The sequence below is a fragment of the Flavobacterium amnicola genome (assembly GCF_004122165.1).
In the GTDB taxonomy this organism is placed as follows: domain Bacteria; phylum Bacteroidota; class Bacteroidia; order Flavobacteriales; family Flavobacteriaceae; genus Flavobacterium; species Flavobacterium amnicola.
Genome location: NZ_SBKO01000001.1, coordinates 159,494 through 181,545 on the forward strand (window position 1 = coordinate 159,494; position 22,052 = coordinate 181,545).

Annotated in this window: 22 protein-coding genes and 1 tRNA gene; 12 read left to right on the forward strand and 11 right to left on the reverse strand. The window is 34.7% G+C overall.

What is annotated here, in order from left to right; genetic code table 11:
* Nucleotides 1-5: 5 nt before the first annotated feature.
* The 4 genes from EQG63_RS00730 to EQG63_RS00745 all read right to left on the reverse strand — a co-directional run bounded on the left by EQG63_RS00730 (nt 6) and on the right by EQG63_RS00745 (nt 3,874).
* Entirely contained in the window at nt 6-1,931 is a 1,926-nt protein-coding gene (locus tag EQG63_RS00730; RefSeq protein ID WP_129433282.1) for an outer membrane protein assembly factor BamB family protein, read from the reverse strand.
* Nucleotides 1,932-1,955: 24 nt separating this feature from the next.
* Nucleotides 1,956-2,330, reverse strand: a complete 375-nt coding sequence (locus tag EQG63_RS00735) for a hypothetical protein (protein WP_129433285.1) — start codon at nt 2,328-2,330, stop codon at nt 1,956-1,958.
* Nucleotides 2,330-2,842, reverse strand: a complete 513-nt coding sequence (locus tag EQG63_RS00740; RefSeq protein WP_129433288.1) for a DUF6252 family protein — start codon at nt 2,840-2,842, stop codon at nt 2,330-2,332. The genes EQG63_RS00735 and EQG63_RS00740 overlap by 1 nt, the downstream gene beginning before the upstream one ends.
* Before the next feature lie 81 nt (nt 2,843-2,923).
* Entirely contained in the window at nt 2,924-3,874 is a 951-nt protein-coding gene (locus EQG63_RS00745; protein ID WP_129433291.1) for a GSCFA domain-containing protein, read from the reverse strand.
* A 109-nt stretch (nt 3,875-3,983) separates the two neighbouring features.
* On the opposite strand from EQG63_RS00745, the gene EQG63_RS00750 reads away from it, so the two are divergent.
* From EQG63_RS00750 to EQG63_RS00760, 3 genes are all read left to right on the forward strand, one after another.
* Nucleotides 3,984-5,729, forward strand: a complete 1,746-nt coding sequence (locus EQG63_RS00750; protein WP_129433294.1) for an ABC transporter ATP-binding protein — start codon at nt 3,984-3,986, stop codon at nt 5,727-5,729.
* Nucleotides 5,730-5,804: 75 nt separating this feature from the next.
* Nucleotides 5,805-6,536 (forward strand): DUF3667 domain-containing protein, encoded by a 732-nt coding sequence (locus tag EQG63_RS00755; RefSeq protein ID WP_129433297.1) that lies wholly within the window; start codon nt 5,805-5,807, stop codon nt 6,534-6,536.
* A 3-nt stretch (nt 6,537-6,539) separates the two neighbouring features.
* Entirely contained in the window at nt 6,540-6,923 is a 384-nt protein-coding gene (locus EQG63_RS00760; protein ID WP_129433300.1) for a RidA family protein, read from the forward strand.
* A 57-nt stretch (nt 6,924-6,980) separates the two neighbouring features.
* Here the strand turns inward: EQG63_RS00760 and EQG63_RS00765 are convergent, their stop codons facing one another.
* Together EQG63_RS00765 and alaS are read right to left on the reverse strand one after the other, a co-directional pair.
* Complete coding sequence (locus EQG63_RS00765; protein WP_129433302.1) at nt 6,981-7,748, reverse strand: hypothetical protein; 768 nt, start codon at nt 7,746-7,748, stop codon at nt 6,981-6,983.
* A gap of 85 nt (nt 7,749-7,833) precedes the next feature.
* The gene (gene alaS, locus EQG63_RS00770) at nt 7,834-10,470 is read right to left on the reverse strand and encodes an alanine--tRNA ligase (protein ID WP_129433305.1); all 2,637 of its coding nucleotides are present in this window, start codon (nt 10,468-10,470) and stop codon (nt 7,834-7,836) included.
* 139 nt (nt 10,471-10,609) lie between these two features.
* On the opposite strand from alaS, the gene EQG63_RS00775 reads away from it, so the two are divergent.
* The 5 genes from EQG63_RS00775 to EQG63_RS00795 all read left to right on the forward strand — a co-directional run bounded on the left by EQG63_RS00775 (nt 10,610) and on the right by EQG63_RS00795 (nt 13,848).
* Nucleotides 10,610-11,590, forward strand: a complete 981-nt coding sequence (locus tag EQG63_RS00775) for a M23 family metallopeptidase (protein ID WP_129433308.1) — start codon at nt 10,610-10,612, stop codon at nt 11,588-11,590.
* The gene (locus EQG63_RS00780; RefSeq protein ID WP_129433311.1) at nt 11,590-11,922 is read left to right on the forward strand and encodes a MerR family transcriptional regulator; all 333 of its coding nucleotides are present in this window, start codon (nt 11,590-11,592) and stop codon (nt 11,920-11,922) included. The genes EQG63_RS00775 and EQG63_RS00780 overlap by 1 nt, the downstream gene beginning before the upstream one ends.
* Nucleotides 11,923-12,006: 84 nt before the next feature.
* Nucleotides 12,007-12,588: a LemA family protein gene (locus tag EQG63_RS00785; RefSeq protein WP_129433314.1), complete on the forward strand. Its 582-nt coding sequence runs from the start codon at nt 12,007-12,009 to the stop codon at nt 12,586-12,588.
* Nucleotides 12,589-12,599: 11 nt separating this feature from the next.
* Nucleotides 12,600-13,037: a TPM domain-containing protein gene (locus EQG63_RS00790; RefSeq protein WP_129433317.1), complete on the forward strand. Its 438-nt coding sequence runs from the start codon at nt 12,600-12,602 to the stop codon at nt 13,035-13,037.
* A 1-nt stretch (nt 13,038) separates the two neighbouring features.
* Nucleotides 13,039-13,848, forward strand: coding sequence for a TPM domain-containing protein (locus tag EQG63_RS00795; RefSeq protein ID WP_129433320.1), 810 nt, complete (start codon nt 13,039-13,041; stop codon nt 13,846-13,848).
* A gap of 1 nt (nt 13,849) precedes the next feature.
* On the opposite strand, the gene EQG63_RS00800 is transcribed toward EQG63_RS00795, so the two are convergent.
* From EQG63_RS00800 to EQG63_RS00815, 4 genes are all read right to left on the reverse strand, one after another.
* Nucleotides 13,850-14,635: an SDR family oxidoreductase gene (locus EQG63_RS00800; RefSeq protein WP_129433323.1), complete on the reverse strand. Its 786-nt coding sequence runs from the start codon at nt 14,633-14,635 to the stop codon at nt 13,850-13,852.
* A gap of 101 nt (nt 14,636-14,736) precedes the next feature.
* On the reverse strand, nt 14,737-16,047 hold the full coding sequence (gene der / locus EQG63_RS00805; RefSeq protein ID WP_129433325.1) for a ribosome biogenesis GTPase Der: 1,311 nt from the start codon (nt 16,045-16,047) through the stop codon (nt 14,737-14,739).
* A gap of 151 nt (nt 16,048-16,198) precedes the next feature.
* Entirely contained in the window at nt 16,199-17,083 is an 885-nt protein-coding gene (era, locus tag EQG63_RS00810) for a GTPase Era (RefSeq protein ID WP_129433327.1), read from the reverse strand.
* 162 nt (nt 17,084-17,245) lie between these two features.
* Nucleotides 17,246-17,318: transfer RNA gene (locus EQG63_RS00815), tRNA-Met, on the reverse strand.
* Nucleotides 17,319-17,441: 123 nt separating this feature from the next.
* On the opposite strand from EQG63_RS00815, the gene EQG63_RS00820 reads away from it, so the two are divergent.
* From EQG63_RS00820 to EQG63_RS00830, 3 genes are all read left to right on the forward strand, one after another.
* A complete protein-coding gene (locus tag EQG63_RS00820; RefSeq protein ID WP_129433329.1) occupies nt 17,442-17,870 on the forward strand; it encodes a MarR family winged helix-turn-helix transcriptional regulator in 429 nt (142 codons plus the stop codon).
* A gap of 135 nt (nt 17,871-18,005) precedes the next feature.
* A complete protein-coding gene (locus tag EQG63_RS00825) occupies nt 18,006-19,619 on the forward strand; it encodes a S8 family peptidase (protein WP_129433332.1) in 1,614 nt (537 codons plus the stop codon).
* A 123-nt stretch (nt 19,620-19,742) separates the two neighbouring features.
* Entirely contained in the window at nt 19,743-20,189 is a 447-nt protein-coding gene (locus EQG63_RS00830) for a KTSC domain-containing protein (RefSeq protein ID WP_129433335.1), read from the forward strand.
* Nucleotides 20,190-20,240: 51 nt separating this feature from the next.
* On the opposite strand, the gene EQG63_RS00835 is transcribed toward EQG63_RS00830, so the two are convergent.
* Complete coding sequence (locus EQG63_RS00835; RefSeq protein WP_129433339.1) at nt 20,241-21,344, reverse strand: histidine decarboxylase; 1,104 nt, start codon at nt 21,342-21,344, stop codon at nt 20,241-20,243.
* 168 nt (nt 21,345-21,512) lie between these two features.
* On the opposite strand from EQG63_RS00835, the gene EQG63_RS00840 reads away from it, so the two are divergent.
* Nucleotides 21,513-21,995 carry a DUF1761 domain-containing protein gene (locus EQG63_RS00840; RefSeq protein WP_129433342.1) on the forward strand — a complete coding sequence of 161 codons (483 nt, stop codon included), beginning with the start codon at nt 21,513-21,515 and terminating at the stop codon, nt 21,993-21,995.
* The last annotated feature ends 57 nt before the right edge of the window (nt 21,996-22,052 follow it).

The window sequence follows — 22,052 nt, forward strand, 5'->3', positions numbered from 1 at the left end:
AACGCTTAATTGTTAATTTTGATTTTTTCTACTTTTTTGCCTTTAAAAGCGAACACGAATTCACCATCGCTAGTAATATCAATCCCGTCACCATAAACAGGACTTCCGCCTTTCCCTTTAGACTGAACAGAGCCTTTGGTTTCACCATTGGTCATGTCAATCCCATAAATGATGTTTTTACCACCACGTTGGTCCCTTAGGAAATAATTGTCTCCAATTTTATAATAAAAATCAACACCTCTAATTTTATCGGTAGCGAAAGCTCTTGAGCCATCCTTTTTGAAATAAGAAGCCAATCCTTTTTCAGAAAGCACTACGACTTTATCTTCAAAATCGATGACATCATCTGCTTTACCTACTCCAGCATCATTATGTTTCACGTCAAACAATTGATTCCCAGAAGCAATATCATAGCCATAAAATTGATCTCCATCCCCAACAAATACTTTTTGATTTTCGTGAATAATCAAGTCGGTAATTCTTTTGTCAAATTTTTCCGACCTCCAAGTCGTTTTACCTGTTGCATCATCAATCGCTAACACTCCATTTTTTTGAGCTTTATAATCCCAGTATACATAAGGAACTTGCACTTTATAAGTACCACCACCATATGGATTTGTTCTGGTTTCATTACGGTATTCTTGTACTTGTACTTTTCCTCCAACTTGTAACAGTACTTTATTGCCTGCTTTGTATACATTTGGCATACTGAAAGCTCCTGTTATTTTTTCGGAAGCCCATAACAATTTTCCGGATTCAACATCATGTTTTTCTACATATTTGGTTCTATCTCTAGTACCTAACATCACAATGTATACTGAATTATCAATAAAAATGGGATCAGCAATGGTTCTGTAGTATTTTTTAAGTTTTGTATTAGAAAACATGCCTTTCCCTCCGTCCATATCATTTTCATAGATGGCTTCCCAAAGTTTTTGTCCATTATTGATATTATACACTTGCAGGCCGTTTAGATACATAAATATCTTATCCCCTTTAATCCACAAGTCAACAATAGCTCTTCTGGTCACCAATTCTTTTTCGATCGTTCCTAAAAAAGTCGCATCCCAAAGAATTTCACCATTCGCTGCATTTAATTTGACCAATTGATTTTTAAAACCGGCGAACAAAGCCCCCAAAGCAGTCGGTTTAAAGTTAATCATCACAATTTCATTACGTTTGGCATCATAAATATATTTTCCAACCCCTCCTTTAAAGCGGTTTGTTTCCCATATTTTTTCACCTGTATTGGCTTTTACCAAAACCACTGAAGCCTTTTGAGAGATTAAGAAAGCATCTAGTTCATAAATGTACTTTACGGTTTCTAATTCTCCTTGATCCACACTATCTTCCGATTTGGTTCCTTTGGGTAAAAGATTCTGAAATTGCTCGGAACTCCACAATTCTTTTCCAGAAACAATATCGATTACTGCTACTCTATCCGTTCCCATTTTCTTTTCATCAAACAAAAACAAATATCCTCCTTTGTCTTTCCAAATTACATACTGATACTCACATTTGTTGGTTCCGTTTGTTGTAATTTTTTTATAATCGCCGTTCCAAATTAAATTTCCTTTTCCGTCTAAAACAGAAGCCGAATTATTGTCGGTTCCCACAATATAACTTCCGTCAGGTGCACTAAGCGCCAAGAAATCGGCTTTGTTCCCAAACTCAGATTCCCAAACGGTAGCAAAACTTCCAGATTTTTTGCTTCCTTTTCCAGACGGTTTTTTGGGAGCTGGAGCTGATGTAGTTTCAGTTTTCTCTACTTTTTCGGTTTTCTCGGTTTTCTCGGTTTTCTCAACCCTCTCTGTCTTATTTTTACTTGATAATTTTTCTTTCGCTTTGTCTAGAAGCTTGCTAAATTGTGCCGAAGCCGAAAATGACCCAAACAAACAAAGAGTTACCATTAGGATTGATACTTTTTTCATATTTTGCGTTTTTAGTTATTGTCTTTAAAATGTTGCGGTATACCTGATTTTATATCGCTGTTGTTTTTGTAGTTTGAATTTGAATTTATGATTCAGAATATACTCTGACATAAAATTTATAAAATCTATATTTTTGATGTCGCTATCTACTTTAAAAAAAGTAGCTACTTTCCCGTTTTGGATTACACTAATATCTACTACCATTGTTCCAAAAACAATACTGAATTTTTTGTTTTTTTTCTTAACAAAATCGGCACCTTTAAATGTTTCATCAATTTCTTTGGTCACCATTTCTGCAACTTGCTCTTCGTCTGTTAACACTGGCTTTTTTTGAGCGAAAACAGAAGTTGAAATCAAACTAAAGAAAACAAGCATATATATTTTTGCTATAATTTTCATTATTGAACTGTTATTTGATTTACGAACAACACACCTTCAGTAATGGTCACGTTGGAAGAACCGTTGTTCCCTACAAAACTGAAAGTACCTTTAACCACTTTTCCTGTCATATCAAGAGTAGTCACTTTCATTTCTCCAGAAGTAGAATTATAATAATCGTCTGGAAAAGTAGCACCATCATTACTTTTATAAGTCAACCAAGAAGAAGTCATATCGAATGACTGTTGCGCGGGGTAAGTTCCTGTATTGGCTGGAAAATGTAGTTCTAAGACTTCCTTTCCTGCTTTTTTAACAAATACATCAATATATTTCCCTCCCGCCACTGAGTTTGTATAGTGGGTTGCTGTGACTTCATCGGCAGTAATTAATACGCCATTTAATTTAAAAGAAGTGCTACCCGTTGGTATTGGTGTTGGTATTGGTGTTGGAACTGTAACAGCATCGTCATTGGAACAAGAAGCAAATACCAATATAAAAATTGCTGTCGCTGTTTTCAAAAATGTAGTTTTCATAATCAAAAGTTTTAGAGTTAATTAATAACCCAAAATTCTGATTATTTACAAGGTGCATCAATACGTAGAATTACGTATTTTTTAAAAACGTATATGAGGAAGTTTGATTTGAATTTGAGCAATTTTGCTCTTTATTTTTTCTAGAAATTGCTGATGACTTTCAGAATTCGGATTGAAAGCTCGGTGTTGTAAGGCTTTTTGAATTTCACACACTTGCTGCATCGTTTTAAATTCTTCTTCATAGACATAATTTTCAAAGAATTTTATCCAGATGTAATCAATTGCTGTTTGATTGGGATGTAGCATGTCTTCCGCATAAAAACGATAATCGCGAAGTTCGTCGATCATGATTTCGTAGGAAGGAAAATAATTAACAATGGATAATTGATAATTGATAATTTTATGGATGGCGGTAAATAAATGCGATTTACTCAAATTGTTTTCAATAAATCCATCTTTGATATGTCGAACTGGGGAAACGGTAAAAATGAATTTAGCGTTTGGATTCACCGAAGTAATTAATGATATTATATTTTTCAGATTTTCTTCAACAACTTCCACTGAAAGCAATTCTTTCGTAAATTTTTTTTGTGGGACTTTATGACAATTGGCGACAATCTCGTTCGTTTCTATATTTCGATACACCCACGAAGTTCCTAAGGTAATTATCAAATGGGTAGATTGGATAATTTGAAAATGAGTGGATTCGATTAAATCATTCAACTCTTTTAAAAAAACTTCTTTATTTGAATTGGAAAGCACCGAATGGACTTCAAAACAATGCCATGCTTCATTATGAAAAAAAATATCATTCTCGGTAAAATAGTTTTTCTGAACGCTTCTTCTAATTAATTTTTCTATGGAAACGGGATTAAAAATTATGCCGAAAGGATTGATGGTAGTTTTAAATTTAAAATACTCAAACTTTTCACCCATATTCTCTGCAAAACACGAACCTAACAGCAGTACTTCCGATTGATAATCGATAGGAAAATCGTATTTTGTGATAGGAATTATGGTTCTGAATTGCATTTTTAAGGAATTTTGATCAAAAATACGAAATAATAATGGGACAAATTTAACGATTTCTTCACTCTTTTATTCTGTATTTTTGTGCGACCAAACGATTACAAAATCATCTATGAAATTACTTTACAGTTACCTCAAAAAACATAAAAGCCTGTTATTTTTTGCCTTATTGATGGCTGCCATCAATATTTGTTTTAGTTTAAGTGATTCTATCATCACAGGAAAGCTGATGCAAGATTGTGGGGTAGGCATTGCCAAATACAAAGGCAATGAAATGGGTTTTATCAAAGCCGTGATGTTTTGGTTGGGACTCTCTTTAGGTGCCGCCATGGTTTCTAGAATCACCAAAAACTTCCAAGATTATTTTACCAATATTGTCATTCAGCGTACGGGTGCCGAAATGTATACCGATGGTATTAAAAAATCATTGGACTTGCCTTATATGGAATTTGAAGACCAGCAGAGTGGTAAAACATTGAGCATGCTTCAAAAAGTTAGAATAGATTCTGAAAAGTTAATTACATTATCTATCTCTTTAATCTTTCAAACCATTATTGGGTTTATTTTTGTGATTGTCTACATTTCTAGAATCGATTATCGCATTGCATTTGTATTCATTTTAACTGCTCCAATAATTGCCTATATCAGTTCTTTTCTGGGGAAAAAAATCAAAGTGGTTTCACGAAGAATCGTACTACAAACCAACTCATTAGCGGGTTCCACAACGGAAAGTTTACGCAATATTGAATTGGTAAAAAGTTTAGGCCTTACACAACAAGAAGAAAGCCGATTAAATTCGAATACGCTCCGCATCTTACAATTGGAAATTCAAAAAATCAGATTTATCAGAAGTTTGAGTTTTATTCAAGGAACGACGGTTCATTTCATGCGAACTTGTATTGTTTTTACTTTGTATTACTTCCTTTTCAATGGAAAAATTCAAGTCGGAGATTTATTAACGATGGTGTTTTTCACCTTCTTTATTTTTAATCCGCTACAGGAATTAAGTGCTTTTATCATCGCTAAAAATGAAACCAAGGTTTCAATGGAAAATTTTGAAAAACTGTTGAATGCTGCTTCTGAATTTCGTCCTGAACATCCAAATCCTATTGGCGCTATTGAGTCATTGCAATTTTCCAATGTCAGCTTCAAACACAAAACCGCCAGTCAACCTGCTGTAGAAAACATCAACTTCACCATTAAAAAAGGAGAAACCGTAGCGTTTGTGGGTCCGTCGGGCGCTGGAAAAACAACTTTAGTAAAATTATTAGTTGGGTTATATCCTCCTGCAGAAGGAAATGTTTTGTACAACCATACCGATTCTACTCAAATTGACATTCAAGATTTGAGACAACAATTGGGGTTTGTAACGCAAGATGCTCAATTATTCTCAGGTACCATTAAAGAAAATTTATTGTTTGTCAAACCCACTGCCACCGATAAAGAATTATTGGATGCTTTGCACAAAGCCAGCTGTCAAAATTTATTGAATCGTGCCGAAAACGGTATTGACACCACAATTGGAGAAGGCGGAATTAAGGTTTCTGGTGGTGAAAAACAACGATTATCGATTGCCCGTGCCATATTGCGAAATCCGAATTTATTAATTTTTGATGAGGCGACTTCTGCATTGGACTCGATTACAGAAGAAGAAATTACATCCACTATCCGCAATATTTCCGATCAAAATAGAATTACAGTGCTTATCGCCCACCGACTATCAACCATTATGCACGCCGATACCATTTTTGTATTGGAGCAAGGTAAAATCATCGAACAAGGCAAACACGAGGATTTACTGAATGAAAAAGGCTTGTATTATGCGATGTGGAGACAACAAATTGGAGAGAGAAAATAAATTTAAACTCAAAAAATAAGCAAATATTTGTATCCTTTGTTTTTATTAAATTTGTAATAAGCAGAAACTTACTATATGCAAATAACGTGTAAAAATTGCAATCAAATTTTCAAAGGTCATTATTGCAACAATTGTGGACAATCAGCTGAAACTCATAAATTGGATGTTCATTTTTTATGGCACGACATTCAGCATGGCTTATTACATTTTGACAAAGGCATTTTGTATTCTGCTAAGAAACTTTTTACTGAACCAGGAATTACTATCCGAGAATATATAGAAGGAAAAAGAATTCATCATTTTAAACCGATTTCTTTAGTAATTATATTAGCAACACTTTACGGACTCTTATGCCATTTATTTGATATTCATATAATTGTTTCTAAAGATAATATTGAAAAAGTTAATTATTTTAATGAATGGTCCATTTCACATTATGCTTGGATAACTTTATTGACAATTCCTTTTTATACTATTGGAACTTTTATTTTTTTCAGAAAACAAGGTTATAATTTTATTGAACTATTAATACAAAATACTTTTAAAGCAAGCCAACGTTTGTTTTTACATATTCTGCTTTTTCCAGTAATTATTTACTTTAACGAAACACCACAAATAAATAAAGTCCGATTGATTTTATACCTTTTAGATGTGGCTTTAATTTTTTGGACGAATCTTCAATTTTTCGATAAATTAAGCAAACCTAAAGTGATATTGAATTCTATTTTTAGTCATTTGTTGTTTTTAGTTTTATTCACCACATTTACGGCCATTATCATGTATTTCTTAGGCTTAATAACCATTTAATTTATGATTAAAAAAGAATATTTATATGCGAATGAAGGCTTTTCACAAGTCGTAATTACGGAAACAGAGGAAATCAAAACCTTATATATTTCTGGACAAATTGGCGAAGGACATGATTTAGAAACGCAAACCATTGCCACCTTTAAAAATTTAGAAAATCTTTTAAAAGAATGCAATTCAAGCTTTCAGGATGTCGTAAAAATGAATACCTATATTGTAAATTTTAATCCGGAAATAGATTTGCCCATTTTTAGAAAAATAAGAAAAGAATTTTTAGGAAACGAACATTATCCTGCCAGTACTTTAGTAGGCGTTACTGTTTTAGGAAATAGAAACTGGCTAATTGAGATTGAAGCAACAGCAGTGATTGATAAGAAATCAGTATAAAACAAAACCCTCCAAAAATTTAAAATTTTTGGAGGGTTTCAATTTTAAATCAAAATATTAATAAAAATATTGTGTTGAACTAAGAATTACATCTGAAGCATCTTTTGCCGTTTCAGTTAACGGAAAATTATTAGCATCATACGTATAGGTATTTGTATAGTCTTCGCTAGGTCTGTCATTGTGAATTACATTTTGATACGCCCCTGCTAATTGACTTGAAGAATATTGCAATTGCGCCCAACCCACTATATTTTTATACGGATTGTTTTTCCCGTCATAAGTAAGATTAGTCGTTTCCCCTAAAACTCCTGTAGAATCATAGTTTTCAACTTTTACAACTTCTCTATTTAGAAAAAACATTTTATAGTAACCAAAGTCATCATTTTGTGTAGTAGCATCTCCTCCAAATTTACTTACTGTAACTGTACCGTCTGCATTATACACATAAGTTTCTTTTGACCCATAATCACTTTCTAAATCTTTGTAAAGATTAGTCACTAATTTATTTGAGCCATTATAGGTGAAATGTTCACTTGCCACAAGTGTATTGGTATCATCATAATGTTGGATCAAGGTAATTAAGTCTCCAGTATAAGTGATTTTTGAATAACCAAATTCATCCGTAATTTTTGTCAACTTGTTACCATTATAAAAATAATTATACGTTTCAGTTGGATAGCCTGTTTCAGTATATATCATTTTTTTTGGCAATGTTGTATTTACATCAGCAACAGGTGGTGTATAAACTGGTAAAGGATCTGCATCGCTTGTACAGGAAGCAAAAACAAGTGCCACAGCACTCAATAGAAGGATAAGTTTTTTCATTAGTTTTTGGGGTTTAAAATTTCGACAAAGAAAATAAAAAAACGGGAACTAATGCTCCCGTTTAATATTTATTGTAAAAAATACCTTACTGCACAAAACTCACTGCATTTTCTAAAACAGCAGCAATTCCGTTAGCGTTTTTACCTTTTCCGGAAGCGAAGAAAGGTTGTCCACCACCGTTTCCATCGATTAATTTTCCTAATTCACGGATCACATTTCCAGCGTTTAAGCCTTTAGCTGCAACTAATTCTTTAGCAATATAACAATGAATATTTGGCAAACCATCTTCAATAGAAGCCAACACCACAAATGAATTTGGTTTTGAAGTTCCAATAGCTTGTGTTAAATCTTTCGTGGAACTCATAGACAATTCCACTTGTTTCGCTAAGAAATTAATGCCGTTTACTTCTTGTAATTCCGAAACTAAACTCGCTGATAAACCATCGATTTTTTCTTTTAATAATTGCTCCAATTGTTTTTTCAACTTCGCATTATCTTCTTGTAAAGAAGCTACCGATTTTAAAATATCTTGTGGATTTTTCAACGTTTCCTTAATTTCCGCTAAGGTATTTTCTTGTTTCGTATAGAAATCTTTCACTGCATCACCAGTAATGGCTTCAATTCTACGAATTCCCGCTGCAACCGCACCTTCAGAAATAATTTTGAATTGCCAAATATCAGCGGTATTTTTCACGTGAATTCCTCCACACAATTCCATACTATCACCAAACTTAATCGCACGAACAGTATCTCCGTATTTTTCTCCAAACAATGCCATCGCACCTTCGTCCAAGGCCTGTTGGATTGGAATACTTCTTCTTTCTATTAACGGAATTTGTTGTGCAATTCTTTCATTTACGAAAGCTTCTACTTGACGTAATTCATCCTCCGTAACTTTAGAAAAATGAGAGAAATCGAAACGCAAATAATTCGGATTTACCAACGAACCTTTTTGCTCCACATGCGTTCCTAAAATCGTTCTCAAAGCCAAATGCATTAAATGCGTAGCCGAGTGATTTTTAGAAGTCGCATTTAGCAAATCGGTATTCACTTTTGCGGTAAAACTCGCATTCACATTTTCCGGTAATTGTTTCGCAAAATGTAAAATTAAGTTGTTTTCTTTTTTCGTATCGATAATTTCAATCGTTTCATTAGCAGAAACCAAAACTCCTTTATCTCCTACTTGTCCACCACCTTCAGGATAAAAAGGCGTGTTATCTAAAACGATTTGGTATAAAATTCCGTCTTTTTTAGAATCTACTTTACGGATACGCGTAATTTTAACGTCGTTTTCCGTTTGGTCATACCCTACGAACGTTTCTACATTACCATCGATTAAAACCTTCCAATCTTCTGTTGAAACTTCTGAAGCCGCACGAGAACGCGCTTTTTGCTTTTGTAATTCTGTTTCGAAATCAGCTTCGTTAAATGAAAAACCTTTTTCTTTTAAAATTAATGCCGTTAAATCTTTTGGAAATCCGAACGTATCATACAATTCGAATGCTTTTTCTCCAGAAACTTCTTTTCCAGGAGTATTTTGCATTACGTTATCTAACAATTGAATTCCTTGTTCTAAAGTTCTTAAGAAAGATGCTTCTTCTTCGCGAATTACATTGGTCACCAATTGTTGTTGTGATTTAATTTCTGGGAAAAACTCACCCATTTGATTGGCTAACACTTCCACCAATTTATTGATAAAAGGTTCTTTCGTTCCTAAGAATGTAAATCCGTAACGAATGGCACGACGTAAAATTCTACGAATTACGTAACCTGCTCCTGTGTTAGATGGCAACTGTCCGTCCGCAATAGCGAAAGCCACTGCACGAACGTGATCCACAATGACACGAATAGCGATATTCGTTTTGTTTTGCTCTTCAGATATGTTTTGTACTTCGTTTGAAGTGTATTTCAATCCTGTAATTTCTTCTACTTTCGCGATAAGCGGTGTGAAAACATCGGTATCGTAATTAGAGGTTACATTTTGCATCGCCATACACAAACGCTCAAATCCCATTCCGGTATCTACGTGTTGTGCTGGTAATTTTTCTAGAGAACCATCCGCTTTACGGTTGAATTCCATGAAAACGTTGTTCCAAATTTCCACAACTTGTGGGTGATCGGCGTTCACTAAACTTCTTCCATAAACGGCTGTTCTTTCGGCATCCGTACGCAAATCGATATGAATTTCCGAACAAGGACCACAAGGACCTTGATCACCCATTTCCCAGAAATTGTCTTTTTTATTTCCTAAAATGATTCGGTCTTCAGGCACAAATTGTTTCCAAATATCCCAGGCTTCTTGATCGAAAGGCACATTGTCTTCTGTACTTCCTTCAAAAACAGAAACATACAAACGGTCTTTATCCAATTTCAATACTTCTGTTAGAAATTCCCAAGCCCAAGGCAACGCCTCTTTTTTGAAATAATCTCCAAACGACCAGTTGCCTAACATTTCGAACATGGTATGATGATACGTATCGAAACCTACATCTTCTAAATCGTTATGTTTTCCAGAAACACGTAAACATTTTTGGGTATCGGTAATTCTTGGACTTTTTGGTGTTCCATTTCCTAAGAAAAACTCTTTAAATTGCGCCATTCCCGAATTGTTAAACATTAGGGTTGGATCATCTTTTAAAACAATTGGCGCTGAAGGAACAATAGTATGCCCTTTGCTTTCAAAAAATTGTAAATAAGCTTTTCTTATGTCTTGTGATTTCATTTTTATGCTATTGAATCAAATAATTTATTGGGTTGAAATTTCAAAAAAATGTTTCTAAATGTGAAACAATTTTTAAGTTCTTTCGTATAAAAATTGTTACTTTGTGATAACGAGTGCAAAAATAGCATATTTTTAAGTTATGTCGAAAAAAGTTAAGTATTATTACGATACCGAAAATCTAGCGTACCGAAAAATTAAACCTAAAAAAGGGAGAAATTTTGGGTATGGTGCTTTGTTTTTATTAGCCTCGGCTTTATTTGGATTTTTATTTTACTTTTTTATTTCGAGTTCAGGATATTTTAGCACCCCAAAAGACAAAATGCAAGCAAGGGAAATGGCCAATTTGAAGCTAAATTATGCCATATTGAATAAAAAAATTGACGCCCTTAATGAAGTTTTGAGTAACGTTGAAGAACGTGACAATAATATTTACAAAGTCTATTTCAACACTGCTGCTTCGGGTGAAACGGAGGCCGACAAAGAAATTATTACCAAAACGCGCTTTAAAAATTTACTAGCCATGAATAATGAGCAGTTAATTTCTTCCACTTCCGAAAGAGTTACTGCCCTATCAAAAGAATTGGTGAATCAATCGAAATCCTTAGATAAGATTTTATCTTTGGCCAAATCAAAAGAAAAATTCTTATCCTCAATACCTGCTATTCAACCAGTAAAAAATGAGCAATTAAGGCACATGGCATCGGGATTTGGTTACCGAAGCGACCCATTCACCAAAGCAAGAAAAATGCACAAAGGAATGGATTTTACTTCACCAACAGGAACACCTATCTATGCTACCGGCGACGGAGTTGTTCGCAGAGCCGATGCAGGAGCCTCTGGTTTTGGAAACCATATTGTCATCAGTCATGGTTTTGGATATGAAACCTTATACGCACACTTAAGCCGTTACAACTGTCGTCCTGGCAAACGCGTAAAAAGAGGAGACGTTATTGGATTTGTGGGAAGTACTGGAAGAAGTCAGGCACCACATTTACATTATGAAGTTCATAAAAATGGAAATGTAGTCAATCCTATTAATTTCTATTATGGAAATATTTCGGCGGTGGAATATACTGCCATTGCTAAAATGGCTACTCAAGAGAATCAATCATTTGACTAATGTACATCAATTTACCTGAAAATAAAAGATATTACAGCATGGGCGAAATCGCCACTGCATTTGGTGTAAATCAATCCTTAATTCGATTTTGGGATAAAGAATTTGACATTCTGAAACCAAAGAAAAACGCAAAAGGGAATAGAATGTTTACGCCCGAAGATGTTAAAAACTTACAATTGATTTACCACTTAGTCAAAGAAAGAGGTTTTACTTTAGAAGGCGCTAAAGTACATCTCAAAGAAGGGCAACAAAAAACATTGGACAAATTCGAAATCATTCGCAAATTGGAATCGATAAAAACGCAATTGACTAATATTAAAAACGAATTGTAACACTTCGACAAGCTAAGGGTGTAACAATTAAAAAAATAATCGACTAATTAACTAAAGAAAACTAACTTTTAAATTAAAACTAACATGAGAAGATTTTTGCCTTGGATTATTGTAATTGCGGTAATAGGTTTTATAGCAATGTGGTATTTTGGAATTCAAAACACAGCTTTGGGTTACAACCAAGCCACAGAAAAAGAATGGGGTAATGTTAATACAGCTTACCAAAGAAGAAATGACTTAATTGGAAATTTAGTAAACACTGTAAAAGGAGCTGCTGATTTCGAAAAAGGAACGCTAACTGCGGTGATTGAAGCTAGAGCAAAAGCTACATCAATGAATATTGATCCTAAAAATATCACCCCAGAGCAATTGGCTGAATTTAACAAAGCACAAAGCGGTGTTTCTTCTGCCTTATCAAGATTATTAGTAACTGTAGAACAATATCCAACTTTGAAAGCAAATGAGAATTTCTTGAAATTACAGGATGAATTAGCAAGTACTGAGAATCAAATTTTAACCGCTAGAACTCGTTTTAATGAGTCAGTAGAAGTATACAACAGTTATGTTCTTGCTCAACCACGTACTATCTTTTTAGGAAAATACAAAGAGAAAGCTTATTTCAAAGCTGTTGAAGGTGCTGATAAACCTGTTGAAGTAAAATTCTAATTCCAAATAAAATGTCAAAAGTAGAAGATTTTCTAACCTATGAAGAAGAACAAGAAATTGTAGAAGCTATTCGTATGGCTGAAAAAGAAACTTCTGGCGAAATTAGAGTACATATAGAGAAAACAACTTCCATTGACACGTTCGATCGTGCCATGGAAGTTTTCCATCTTTTAAAAATGGATCAAACCCAACTCAAAAATGGCGTGTTGATTTATTTAGCCGTAAAAGATCATGCTTTTGTCATTTGTGGTGACAAAGGAATCAACGAAGCGGTTACTCCCGATTTTTGGGATTCTACAAAAGACCTAATGATGTCTCATTTTAAAAATGGAAATTTCAAACTAGGACTAATTGATGGAATTGCAAGGGCTGGCGAACAACTAAGCAAATATTTTCCATGGGAACATGGCGATACTAACGAATTATCTAACGAAATATCAAAAGGATAAAATGGGAAAATACAAAGTACAAAATACAAAACACAAGGCTTTCTTTTGCCTATTATTTGTATTACTCCATTTTACAACCTTATCGTGGTCACAATTTACCATTCCTGAAATCCCAAAGTTTCAAACCTCTGTATACGATTATGCTGATGTATTAAACCCATCAGAAGAAAAACAATTAGAGGAAAAACTAATCAAATATTCCGATTCTACTACTACTCAAATTGTTGTCATTACAATCGAAAGTTTGAAAGGTGAAGATGTAAGTCTACTAGCCACAAAATGGGGACACACTTGGGGCATTGGTGGAACCCAAAAAGACGATAACGGAGTGGTTATTTTATTAGCCAAAGCAGAAAGAAAGATTGCTATTAACCCTGGTTACGGATTAGAAGACCGATTGACTGCCGGAATTGGTGGCGAAATCATTAGAAATATTATCATTCCAGAATTCAAAGCTGGAAGTTACTACAACGGGCTTGACAATGGCGCTGATGCGCTTTTTGAAGTCTTCAAAGGCAAATACAAAGGCGAACGAAAACACAATAATGAAGACGACGGAAGTGCAGGAGCTTTTATTATCATTTTAATTTTTGTCGTACTAATTATCATTCTATCGAGTCGCAAAGGTGGTGGCAACTCAGGCAATCGCGGTGGTGGTTTAGACTTATCGGATATTATTATCTTAAGTAGTCTAGGTCGCGGCGGATTTGGCGGAGGTTCTTCTGGAGGTGGTTTTGGCGGCGGCGGCGGCTTCGGTGGTGGTTTTGGCGGCGGAGGTTTCTCTGGCGGTGGAAGTAGTGGAAGTTGGTAGTTTACCTCACCTTACTTCGCAACACAGAATAATGCAACAATCTAGGAAACAGTCGTTTCAAATAAACCCCTAACACTTCTTTTCGGCCAATGTAGGCTTCAAATTTTCTTTTTTCGATAGCTTTGATCATTCGGGAAGCAAAAACAGGTACTGGCAATCCGTTTTTTGTCGCTTGGTCGTCTGTCATTTGTAATGATCCATCACCAGTGAGTGATTTTTTGGCCAAATTGGTTTGGACAAATCCCGGACAAATTAATGTCACATCAATACCATCTTTTTGATGTTCCATTCGTAATACATCATAAAAACCATGAACCGCGTGTTTAGCCCCACAATATCCCGAACGATAAGGCGACCCAAATTTCCCCATCAAGCTTGTAACCGCAACAAAATGACCGCTTTGCTTTTGGATAAAATGAGGCAACAAGGCTTTGGTTAGTGCCACCAACGATAAATAATCGACTTCAATCAGTTTTTTATCGACTGCAAAATCGGTTTCAGCAATTAACGAACGCTGACTGATTCCGCCATTATTAATAAGTACATCTATTTTTCCGAAGAGGGCAATTGCTTTCGCTACATGTTCTTTAGCATGATCAAAATCGGATAAGTCAAAAGGAAGAATTTCGGTAGTAGCATTACAATTGGCTTTAACCCGTTCTAATTCGAATACATTTCGTCCTGAAAGAATGAGTTTGCAATTTTTTTTAGCCAACACATACGCCAATCCTTCTCCAATTCCGGAAGAAGCTCCTGTAATCCAAATTATTTTGTCATTTAATTGCATAAAAAAAGTCCATTGAACTATAAAGTTAATGAACTTTTCTGAATTTACTATTTATCAATTTTCCTTCGATAAGCTCAGGATGGCATTTCGAAGTGACAAAACTATTTCTCTCTAATATAAATATCGATTGGCACTCCTTCAAAGTTCCAGTTCTCACGAATTTTATTCTCTAAAAATCGTTTGTACGGCTCTTTTACATATTGCGGTAAGTTGGCAAAAAACACAAACTGTGGTACAGCTGTTGGCAACTGCATACAGTATTTGATTTTTACATATTTTCCTTTTAATGCTGGTGGCGGCATGGTCTCGATGATTTTCAACATGTGCTCGTTGAATTTTGAAGTCGAAATACGTTGTTTTCTACTTTCGAACACTTTTACAGCTTCTTCCAATGCTTTTAACAAACGTTGTTTCGTTAATGCCGAAACGAATAAAATAGGCACATCAGTAAATGGTTGCAATTGCTCACGAATCTTCGCTTCATAATCACGTGTTGACATAGTGTCTTTCTCCACCAAATCCCATTTATTTACCAAAATCACAATTCCTTTTCGGTTTTTTTCAGCCAACCAAAAAATACTTTGATCTTGTCCTTCAAATCCACGAGTGGCATCAATCATTAAGATACACACATCACTATGTTCAATAGCACGAACCGAACGCATTACCGAGTAAAATTCTAGATCTTCTTTTACTTTGGCTTTTCGACGAATTCCAGCCGTATCCACTAAATTGAATTCAAATCCGAAACGATTATACTTAGTATCAATGGCATCACGAGTCGTTCCTGCAATATCAGTCACCACAAATCGGTCTTCACCAATTAAAGCATTGATAAACGAAGACTTCCCTGCATTAGGACGACCTACCACACAAAAACGTGGTAACGGATCTTCTTCATCGACAGCATCAGGCATCTCTGGCAATACTTTTACCAATTCGTCTAACAACTCTCCTGTTCCACTTCCACTCATCCCGGCGATGGTAAAATAATCACCTAACCCTAAGTTATAAAACTCTAAAGCATCTTGCTCACGCTTTCCGCTATCTACTTTGTTTACTGCTAAAAGTACCGGTTTGGTGACTTTACGAAGTAATTTTGCTACTTCTTCGTCCATTGGCGTAATGCCTTCTTCCACATCCACCACAAAAATGATAGCATCGGCTTCATCAATAGCCAATTCTACTTGACGACGGATTTCACCTTCGAAAATATCGTCTGAACCTTTTACATAACCACCTGTGTCAATCACCGAAAATTCTTTTCCGTTCCATTCACTTTTTCCGTAGTTTCTATCACGAGTTACTCCCGAAACCGAATCTACGATAGCTTCACGACGCTGAATTAAGCGATTAAAAAACGTAGATTTTCCTACATTAGGTCTTCCTACAATGGCAACAATATTGTTCATTCTCTATTTATTTTGTGCAAAAATACAATTTTTATTTTTTAGGAGCAGTTCCCTAATCTTCCACAGGAACATCACACCCGCTATCCGCTATATCTTTTTGGTAGTCTTCGAGGACCCTCAGACTACAAAAAGGATGTCGCTTTTATCGGGGCTATTTCTGATTGTAACCGAAACGTTTTAACTGATACGCATTATTTCGCCAGTCTTTATTCACTTTGACAAACATTTCGATATGAATTTGTTTTCCAAAGAATTTCTCTAAATCCTGACGCGCTTCTACTCCTACTCGTTTGATAGCCGCTCCTTTATGTCCGATGATAATTCCTTTTTGCGTTTCACGCTCTACCATAATGACAGCACGGATTCTAATAATATCATCATCCTCTATAAATTCTTCGGTTTCAATTTCTACAGCATACGGAATTTCTTTTTCGTAATGCAATAAGATTTTCTCACGAATCGTCTCATTCACAAAGAAACGTTCAGGTTTATCGGTTAAAGCATCTTTCGGATAAAATGCTGGTGACTCCGGAAGTAATTCCAAAATTCGATCAAAAACCGTTTGAACATTAAAGTTTTCTAAAGCTGAAATTGGAAAAATTTCTGCATTCGGTACTTTTTCTTGCCACAGTGCTACTTGTTCTTCTAATTGTTCCTGATTCGATTTGTCAATTTTATTCAACAATAACAAAACTGGAATTTTAGAATGAATGATTTTATTGAAAAAAGCTTCGTCTTTCAATTCTTTTTCTCCAATTTCCACCATGTAAATCAGCACATCAGCATCTTCAAAAGCCGATTTTACAAAATCCATCATAGAACTCTGTAACTCATAGGCCGGTTTGATAATTCCAGGCGTATCCGAAAATAAGACCTGAAAATCGTCTCCGTTCACAATTCCCAAAATACGGTGACGGGTAGTTTGTGCTTTTGACGTAATAATAGAAAGGCGTTCACCAACCAAGGCATTCATCAAAGTTGATTTACCTACGTTGGGATTACCAATAATATTTACAAAACCTGCTTTATGTGTCATGTCTAATTTTTTATAGCGAATTTCATTAACCGAATGTCCACTGGACATTCTCCTCTTAATATCAAATCAATAATATTTACAAAACCTGCTTTATGTGTCATAATAATCGAATAAAAAAACCGAAAACTCCTGTTTTGGTGTTTTCGGTTTGTTTGGTTTTAGTAGCGGGAACAGGACTCGAACCTGTGACCTTCGGGTTATGAGCCCGACGAGCTGCCTACTGCTCTATCCCGCGCTGTTTCGAGTGCAAATATACAACCATTATTCATAATAGCAAGCGTTTTTAAAAAAATAATAATTTTATTTTTTAAGCGACTTGTTTTCAGGTTTTATACATTTGAAATAAGAAATAAATAAAATGGAAAAACTAAACGACATCATATTTTACAACATCGACAAGGCCATCAAAACGTATCGGATGTATGCCATGAAAAAAATCCGAGAAAAAGGCTATAAAATCACAACCGATCAATGGCTTATTATAAAGTCGATTTTGGAAAACCCAAAAATAACACAACAAGAATTGGCGAAGAATGTATTTAAAGACAACGCTTCGGTGACTCGAATTATAGAACTTATGGTGAAATCAAATTATTTAAACCGTAAGGTCAATACTACCGATAGGAGGAAATCGGTACTATCTGTCACCAAAGAAGGCAAAGAAATCATTGAAAAAGTACAAACTATTATTTTAGAAAATAGGAAAGAAGCCTTAGAAGGAATTGACAAAGCAGAATTAGACGCCATGAATGTAACCCTAAAAAAAATCATACAAAACTGCTCCTAAATCCTAATAAAAAGTTAATTTTTTGCCAAAATACATTTAATCCGTAACAATATTTAAACAACGAATACTTATCTTTAATTATTTATTTGATATATCAAGTTTCAATCATTCAATCGAAAATTAAATTAAAAAGAGATGAAAATTAGAAAATTACTGTATCTGTTTGTTGGTCTAGTACTATCAATAACAGTTTTTGCGCAAGGGCCAAATCCAACCATTACCAAAAAAGCTAAGCTAACTGAAAATCAGTTAAAACGCTGGAGTCATTTAGATCTGGAAAAAGACAGTATTCCCGGAATGAGTATTGACCGTGTGTATGGTGAATTACTAAAAGGTAAAAAAGGCCAAAAAGTGATTGTGGGTGTAGTCGATTCAGGCGTTGATATTGAACACGAAGATCTAAAATCTGTCGTTTGGACCAATAAAAAAGAGATTCCAAACAATGGTATAGACGATGACAAAAACGGCTACATTGATGATGTTCACGGATGGAATTTCCTAGGTAATATTGAAAATGAAAACCTAGAATTAACGCGAATGTTGAAAAAAGCAGACGATGGTTCTCAAGCCTATAAAGACGCTAAAGCAGATTACGACAAAAAAATGGAAGGTCTTTTAGCCAACAAACAACAAATTGATGTCATTTTCGAGGCTAATAAAGTTATTAGTACTTACCTCAAAAAAGAAGACTTTACAATCGACGAAATAAAAGCCATCACAACTGAAGATGCAGAATTAAAGAAAAGCATCGAAGTCTTTACCAAAATTGGCCGAGCTGGAGCCGCTTTAATGACAAACGTCAATAAATTTAAAACACAAGTTTACAATCAGTTAAACTACAATTACAATTTAGAATACGACGGACGTAAATTAGTTGGCGACAATCCTAATGATATCAATGACAAAAATTACGGTAATAATATAGTATATGGTCCAACCAAAGAAGGATCACTTCATGGAACACATGTTGCAGGTATTATTGCACAGTCCCGCAATAATAATTTAGGTGGCGATGGAATTGCCGATAATGTTGAAATCATGTCAGTGCGCGCAGTACCAAATGGTGACGAGTATGACAAAGACATTGCTTTAGCCATTCGTTATGCGGTAGATAACGGAGCCAAAGTAATCAATGCGAGTTTCGGTAAAAATTACTCACCGCAAAAACAATGGGTATATGATGCTATCAAATATGCAGAAAGCAAAGACGTGCTTATTGTTCATGCTGCTGGTAACGATTCAAAAGATATCGATGTTGAACCAAATTTCCCAAATGATTCTGATGATAAAAAAACAGAATTTGCCGATAATGTAATTACTGTTGGTGCTTTAAACTTTGAAAATGGCAAAAAAATCATCGCCAATTTCTCTAATTATGGAAAAATGAATGTGGATGTTTATGCTCCAGGCGTTAAAATATATGCTACGACACCAAATGGTGAATACCAATATTTACAAGGAACTTCAATGGCATCACCAAACGTTGCCGGAGTAGCCGCTATGGTTCGCTCGTATTATCCAAATTTATCAGCAAAAGAAGTAAAAGGAATCATCATGAATTCTGGAACTACTATTTCTGAAGATGTAGTTGTGGGTGGAGATGCTAAAGATGTTCTTCCTTTTAATGCCTTGTCAAAATCAGGGAAAATTGTAAATGGTTTTACCGCAATGACTTTGGCAGAAAAAATGAGCAAAGAAAAAAAGGAAACAAAGAAATTCCCTAAAAAAAGTAAAATGCTAAAGAACTAATTCAATCCTAAAAAGTTAAAAATTTTCTATTTAAACAAAATAATTTGAAATTATCTAATTGATTTATATACTTTTGCACCGCGAAAAATAAACCAGCAAAGGTTTATATCTATTTTAAAATTTATGAAAAGAGTTGTTGAGTACAGAAAATTATTGGAGGTTGACAAAAATGTTACTTTAAAAGAATTGAAGACTATTTACAGAAACAGTATGAAAGATGCTCATCCTGATAAATTTGTAAATGACGAAGCAGGCAAATTGGCTGCAGAGGAAAGAAGTAAAGAAATTATTGGCGCTTACCATTTTTTAGTTAGTATTGCTGCCGAAACAGTTGAAAAAAACTTACCGGAATTTCAAGAAACAATCACCAATTCTTCAATTTTAGAATTTTATTTAGAAAAACAAACCTTATTTGTTACCTATTTAAACGGGATGTCATACGAATACATTGGTGTTCCTAAAAATGTGTACATCAAAATGATTAATGCCGAGTCACCAAATCGTTTTGCTAAACGTCACATTTATGGTAATTACATTTATAGAAAATCTGGTGAATTAGTAGAAGCTTAGTTTACTGTTTAAAATAAAAAAAGCCTTTCATAATTTGAAAGGCTTTTTTTATTATTTGTTTGAATGTATCACATCTTCTACGAATGCATCGATTTGTGACATGGAAACATTGGGCATACAAATAATGTGTGACATCCCTTTTTCCGTAGCCAATTGCCATTTTCCACATACTTCTTCTGAAGGTGAAGGAAAAATAACCGTAATCGCATTTGGATTTCTCCAAGCTTTCACTCCAACTTCCTTCAGTTTCTGCTCGGTATAAGCAGCCATCTGTAAACTGTGTGCGGTACGTTTGGCAAAACCTTCAACTCCTAATTTTTTGATCGCGTACCACAAAAACAAAGGGCTGTGACCATTTCTTGATCCTGTAATTGTTGCATCTGACGAACCAATATAAGCGATTTTTTTTGCCACGCGATCGCGGTTGTCTTTTTTAACCACCACTACGCCAGAAGGCATTGGCGAACCAATAAATTTATGACCACTTACAGAAATACTATCACAACCATCTTCAAAATCGAAGGAGGGTCTTGGATTCACAAAAGGAGCAAAACCACCAGCTAGGGCAGCATCTGCATGAATATAGTGCTTTTCGATAGCCATATCCCCCATCATTTGTTTGACAAAACCTATGTTATCTTTTGCTTCGGTCATTGTAGTACCAACATTGGCTACCACCACTACAGGACGATGACGGTTATAACGAATCGCTTCTTTTAAATCGGAGTAATCAATTTCGCCATTTTCTTGCGAACGAATGATTACATATTCCATATTCAAAAGCGTCACATTTTTTTGAATGCTATAATGGGTGGATTCCGAAAAATAAACCATGGCATTAGGATACAATTCACGCGCCACATACAAACCGTATAAATTTCCTTCAGAACCTCCGTTGGTTACATAGCCCCAAACATTTTCGGGATTGGCACGAAATAAATCGGCAAAGAAATGCACTACCTCACGTTCCATTTGACGGGAATCTACTTTATATGTTGATTTCACAAACGGATCCCCTAAATTATTCATGGGATATTGCAAAAAAGGCATCAATTCGGAATAATCGAAATCTTTGGCAACCGGGTAACCCAAAAAATATTCAGTTGTTTCTTTAACCTGTGATAACAAATCACTTAAACGCGTTGAAATATTCATTCTTCATTAATTTTTAGCAAAAATAATATTTGTAAATTATATTCCTATTAAAGCATTCAATTTTAGAAAAAAAATCTATTAAAAATTGTTTTGTTAGAAATAAAATCATAAACAAGTTAGTTGTAAAAAATTCTTATATTTGAGTAACTAACCAAAAAACAATTTAATATGCCTTTTAATTTTTTAGCAGTATTAGTAGCTTCGCTAGTTACATTATTAGTAGGATTTGTATGGTACAATCCTAAAGTTTTCGGTACTATTTGGATGAATGAAACCGGTATGACCGAAGAAAAGGCCCAAAAAGGGAACATGATAAAAATCTTCGGATTGACAATTTTCAATTCCTTTTTAATCTCTTTCATGTTATCGGGTATGGTAATTCATCAAATTGGCGCAATGGGGATGATAGGTGGTGAAGTGGAAAAAGCCTTACCATCGTACGCTTCTTTCATGGCCGATTATGGTGATGCTTTCAGAAGCTACAAACACGGAGCACTGCATGGATGTATGGTAGGAGTTTTATTTGTTTTACCAATTACAGCAGTTAACAGTTTATTCGAACAAAAATCATGGAAATATATTTTAGTTAACGCAGGCTACTGGATCGTTTCCTTAATGATTATGGGAGCCATCATTTGTGGCTGGAAATAATTATTTTCTTAACATTTATTTATAACAACATCGCTCTACATTTGTGGAGCGATTTTT

Bases quoted from the DNA above. Each gene is read 5' to 3' on its own strand.
- EQG63_RS00800 (WP_129433323.1), bottom strand. From the start codon at position 14,635: ATGCAATTAAATGACAAAATAATTTGGATTACAGGAGCTTCTTCCGGA.
- EQG63_RS00840 (WP_129433342.1), top strand. From the start codon at position 21,513: ATGCCTTTTAATTTTTTAGCAGTATTAGTAGCTTCGCTAGTTACATTA.
- EQG63_RS00795 (WP_129433320.1), top strand. From the start codon at position 13,039: ATGGGAAAATACAAAGTACAAAATACAAAACACAAGGCTTTCTTTTGC.
- EQG63_RS00820 (WP_129433329.1), top strand. From the start codon at position 17,442: ATGGAAAAACTAAACGACATCATATTTTACAACATCGACAAGGCCATC.
- der (WP_129433325.1), bottom strand. From the start codon at position 16,047: ATGAACAATATTGTTGCCATTGTAGGAAGACCTAATGTAGGAAAATCT.
- EQG63_RS00730 (WP_129433282.1), bottom strand. From the start codon at position 1,931: ATGAAAAAAGTATCAATCCTAATGGTAACTCTTTGTTTGTTTGGGTCA.
- EQG63_RS00830 (WP_129433335.1), top strand. From the start codon at position 19,743: ATGAAAAGAGTTGTTGAGTACAGAAAATTATTGGAGGTTGACAAAAAT.
- EQG63_RS00835 (WP_129433339.1), bottom strand. From the start codon at position 21,344: ATGAATATTTCAACGCGTTTAAGTGATTTGTTATCACAGGTTAAAGAA.
- EQG63_RS00755 (WP_129433297.1), top strand. From the start codon at position 5,805: ATGCAAATAACGTGTAAAAATTGCAATCAAATTTTCAAAGGTCATTAT.
- alaS (WP_129433305.1), bottom strand. From the start codon at position 10,470: ATGAAATCACAAGACATAAGAAAAGCTTATTTACAATTTTTTGAAAGC.
- EQG63_RS00785 (WP_129433314.1), top strand. From the start codon at position 12,007: ATGAGAAGATTTTTGCCTTGGATTATTGTAATTGCGGTAATAGGTTTT.
- EQG63_RS00735 (WP_129433285.1), bottom strand. From the start codon at position 2,330: ATGAAAATTATAGCAAAAATATATATGCTTGTTTTCTTTAGTTTGATT.
- EQG63_RS00790 (WP_129433317.1), top strand. From the start codon at position 12,600: ATGTCAAAAGTAGAAGATTTTCTAACCTATGAAGAAGAACAAGAAATT.
- EQG63_RS00740 (WP_129433288.1), bottom strand. From the start codon at position 2,842: ATGAAAACTACATTTTTGAAAACAGCGACAGCAATTTTTATATTGGTA.
- EQG63_RS00760 (WP_129433300.1), top strand. From the start codon at position 6,540: ATGATTAAAAAAGAATATTTATATGCGAATGAAGGCTTTTCACAAGTC.
- EQG63_RS00775 (WP_129433308.1), top strand. From the start codon at position 10,610: ATGTCGAAAAAAGTTAAGTATTATTACGATACCGAAAATCTAGCGTAC.
- EQG63_RS00825 (WP_129433332.1), top strand. From the start codon at position 18,006: ATGAAAATTAGAAAATTACTGTATCTGTTTGTTGGTCTAGTACTATCA.
- era (WP_129433327.1), bottom strand. From the start codon at position 17,083: ATGACACATAAAGCAGGTTTTGTAAATATTATTGGTAATCCCAACGTA.
- EQG63_RS00765 (WP_129433302.1), bottom strand. From the start codon at position 7,748: ATGAAAAAACTTATCCTTCTATTGAGTGCTGTGGCACTTGTTTTTGCT.
- EQG63_RS00745 (WP_129433291.1), bottom strand. From the start codon at position 3,874: ATGCAATTCAGAACCATAATTCCTATCACAAAATACGATTTTCCTATC.
- EQG63_RS00780 (WP_129433311.1), top strand. From the start codon at position 11,590: ATGTACATCAATTTACCTGAAAATAAAAGATATTACAGCATGGGCGAA.
- EQG63_RS00750 (WP_129433294.1), top strand. From the start codon at position 3,984: ATGAAATTACTTTACAGTTACCTCAAAAAACATAAAAGCCTGTTATTT.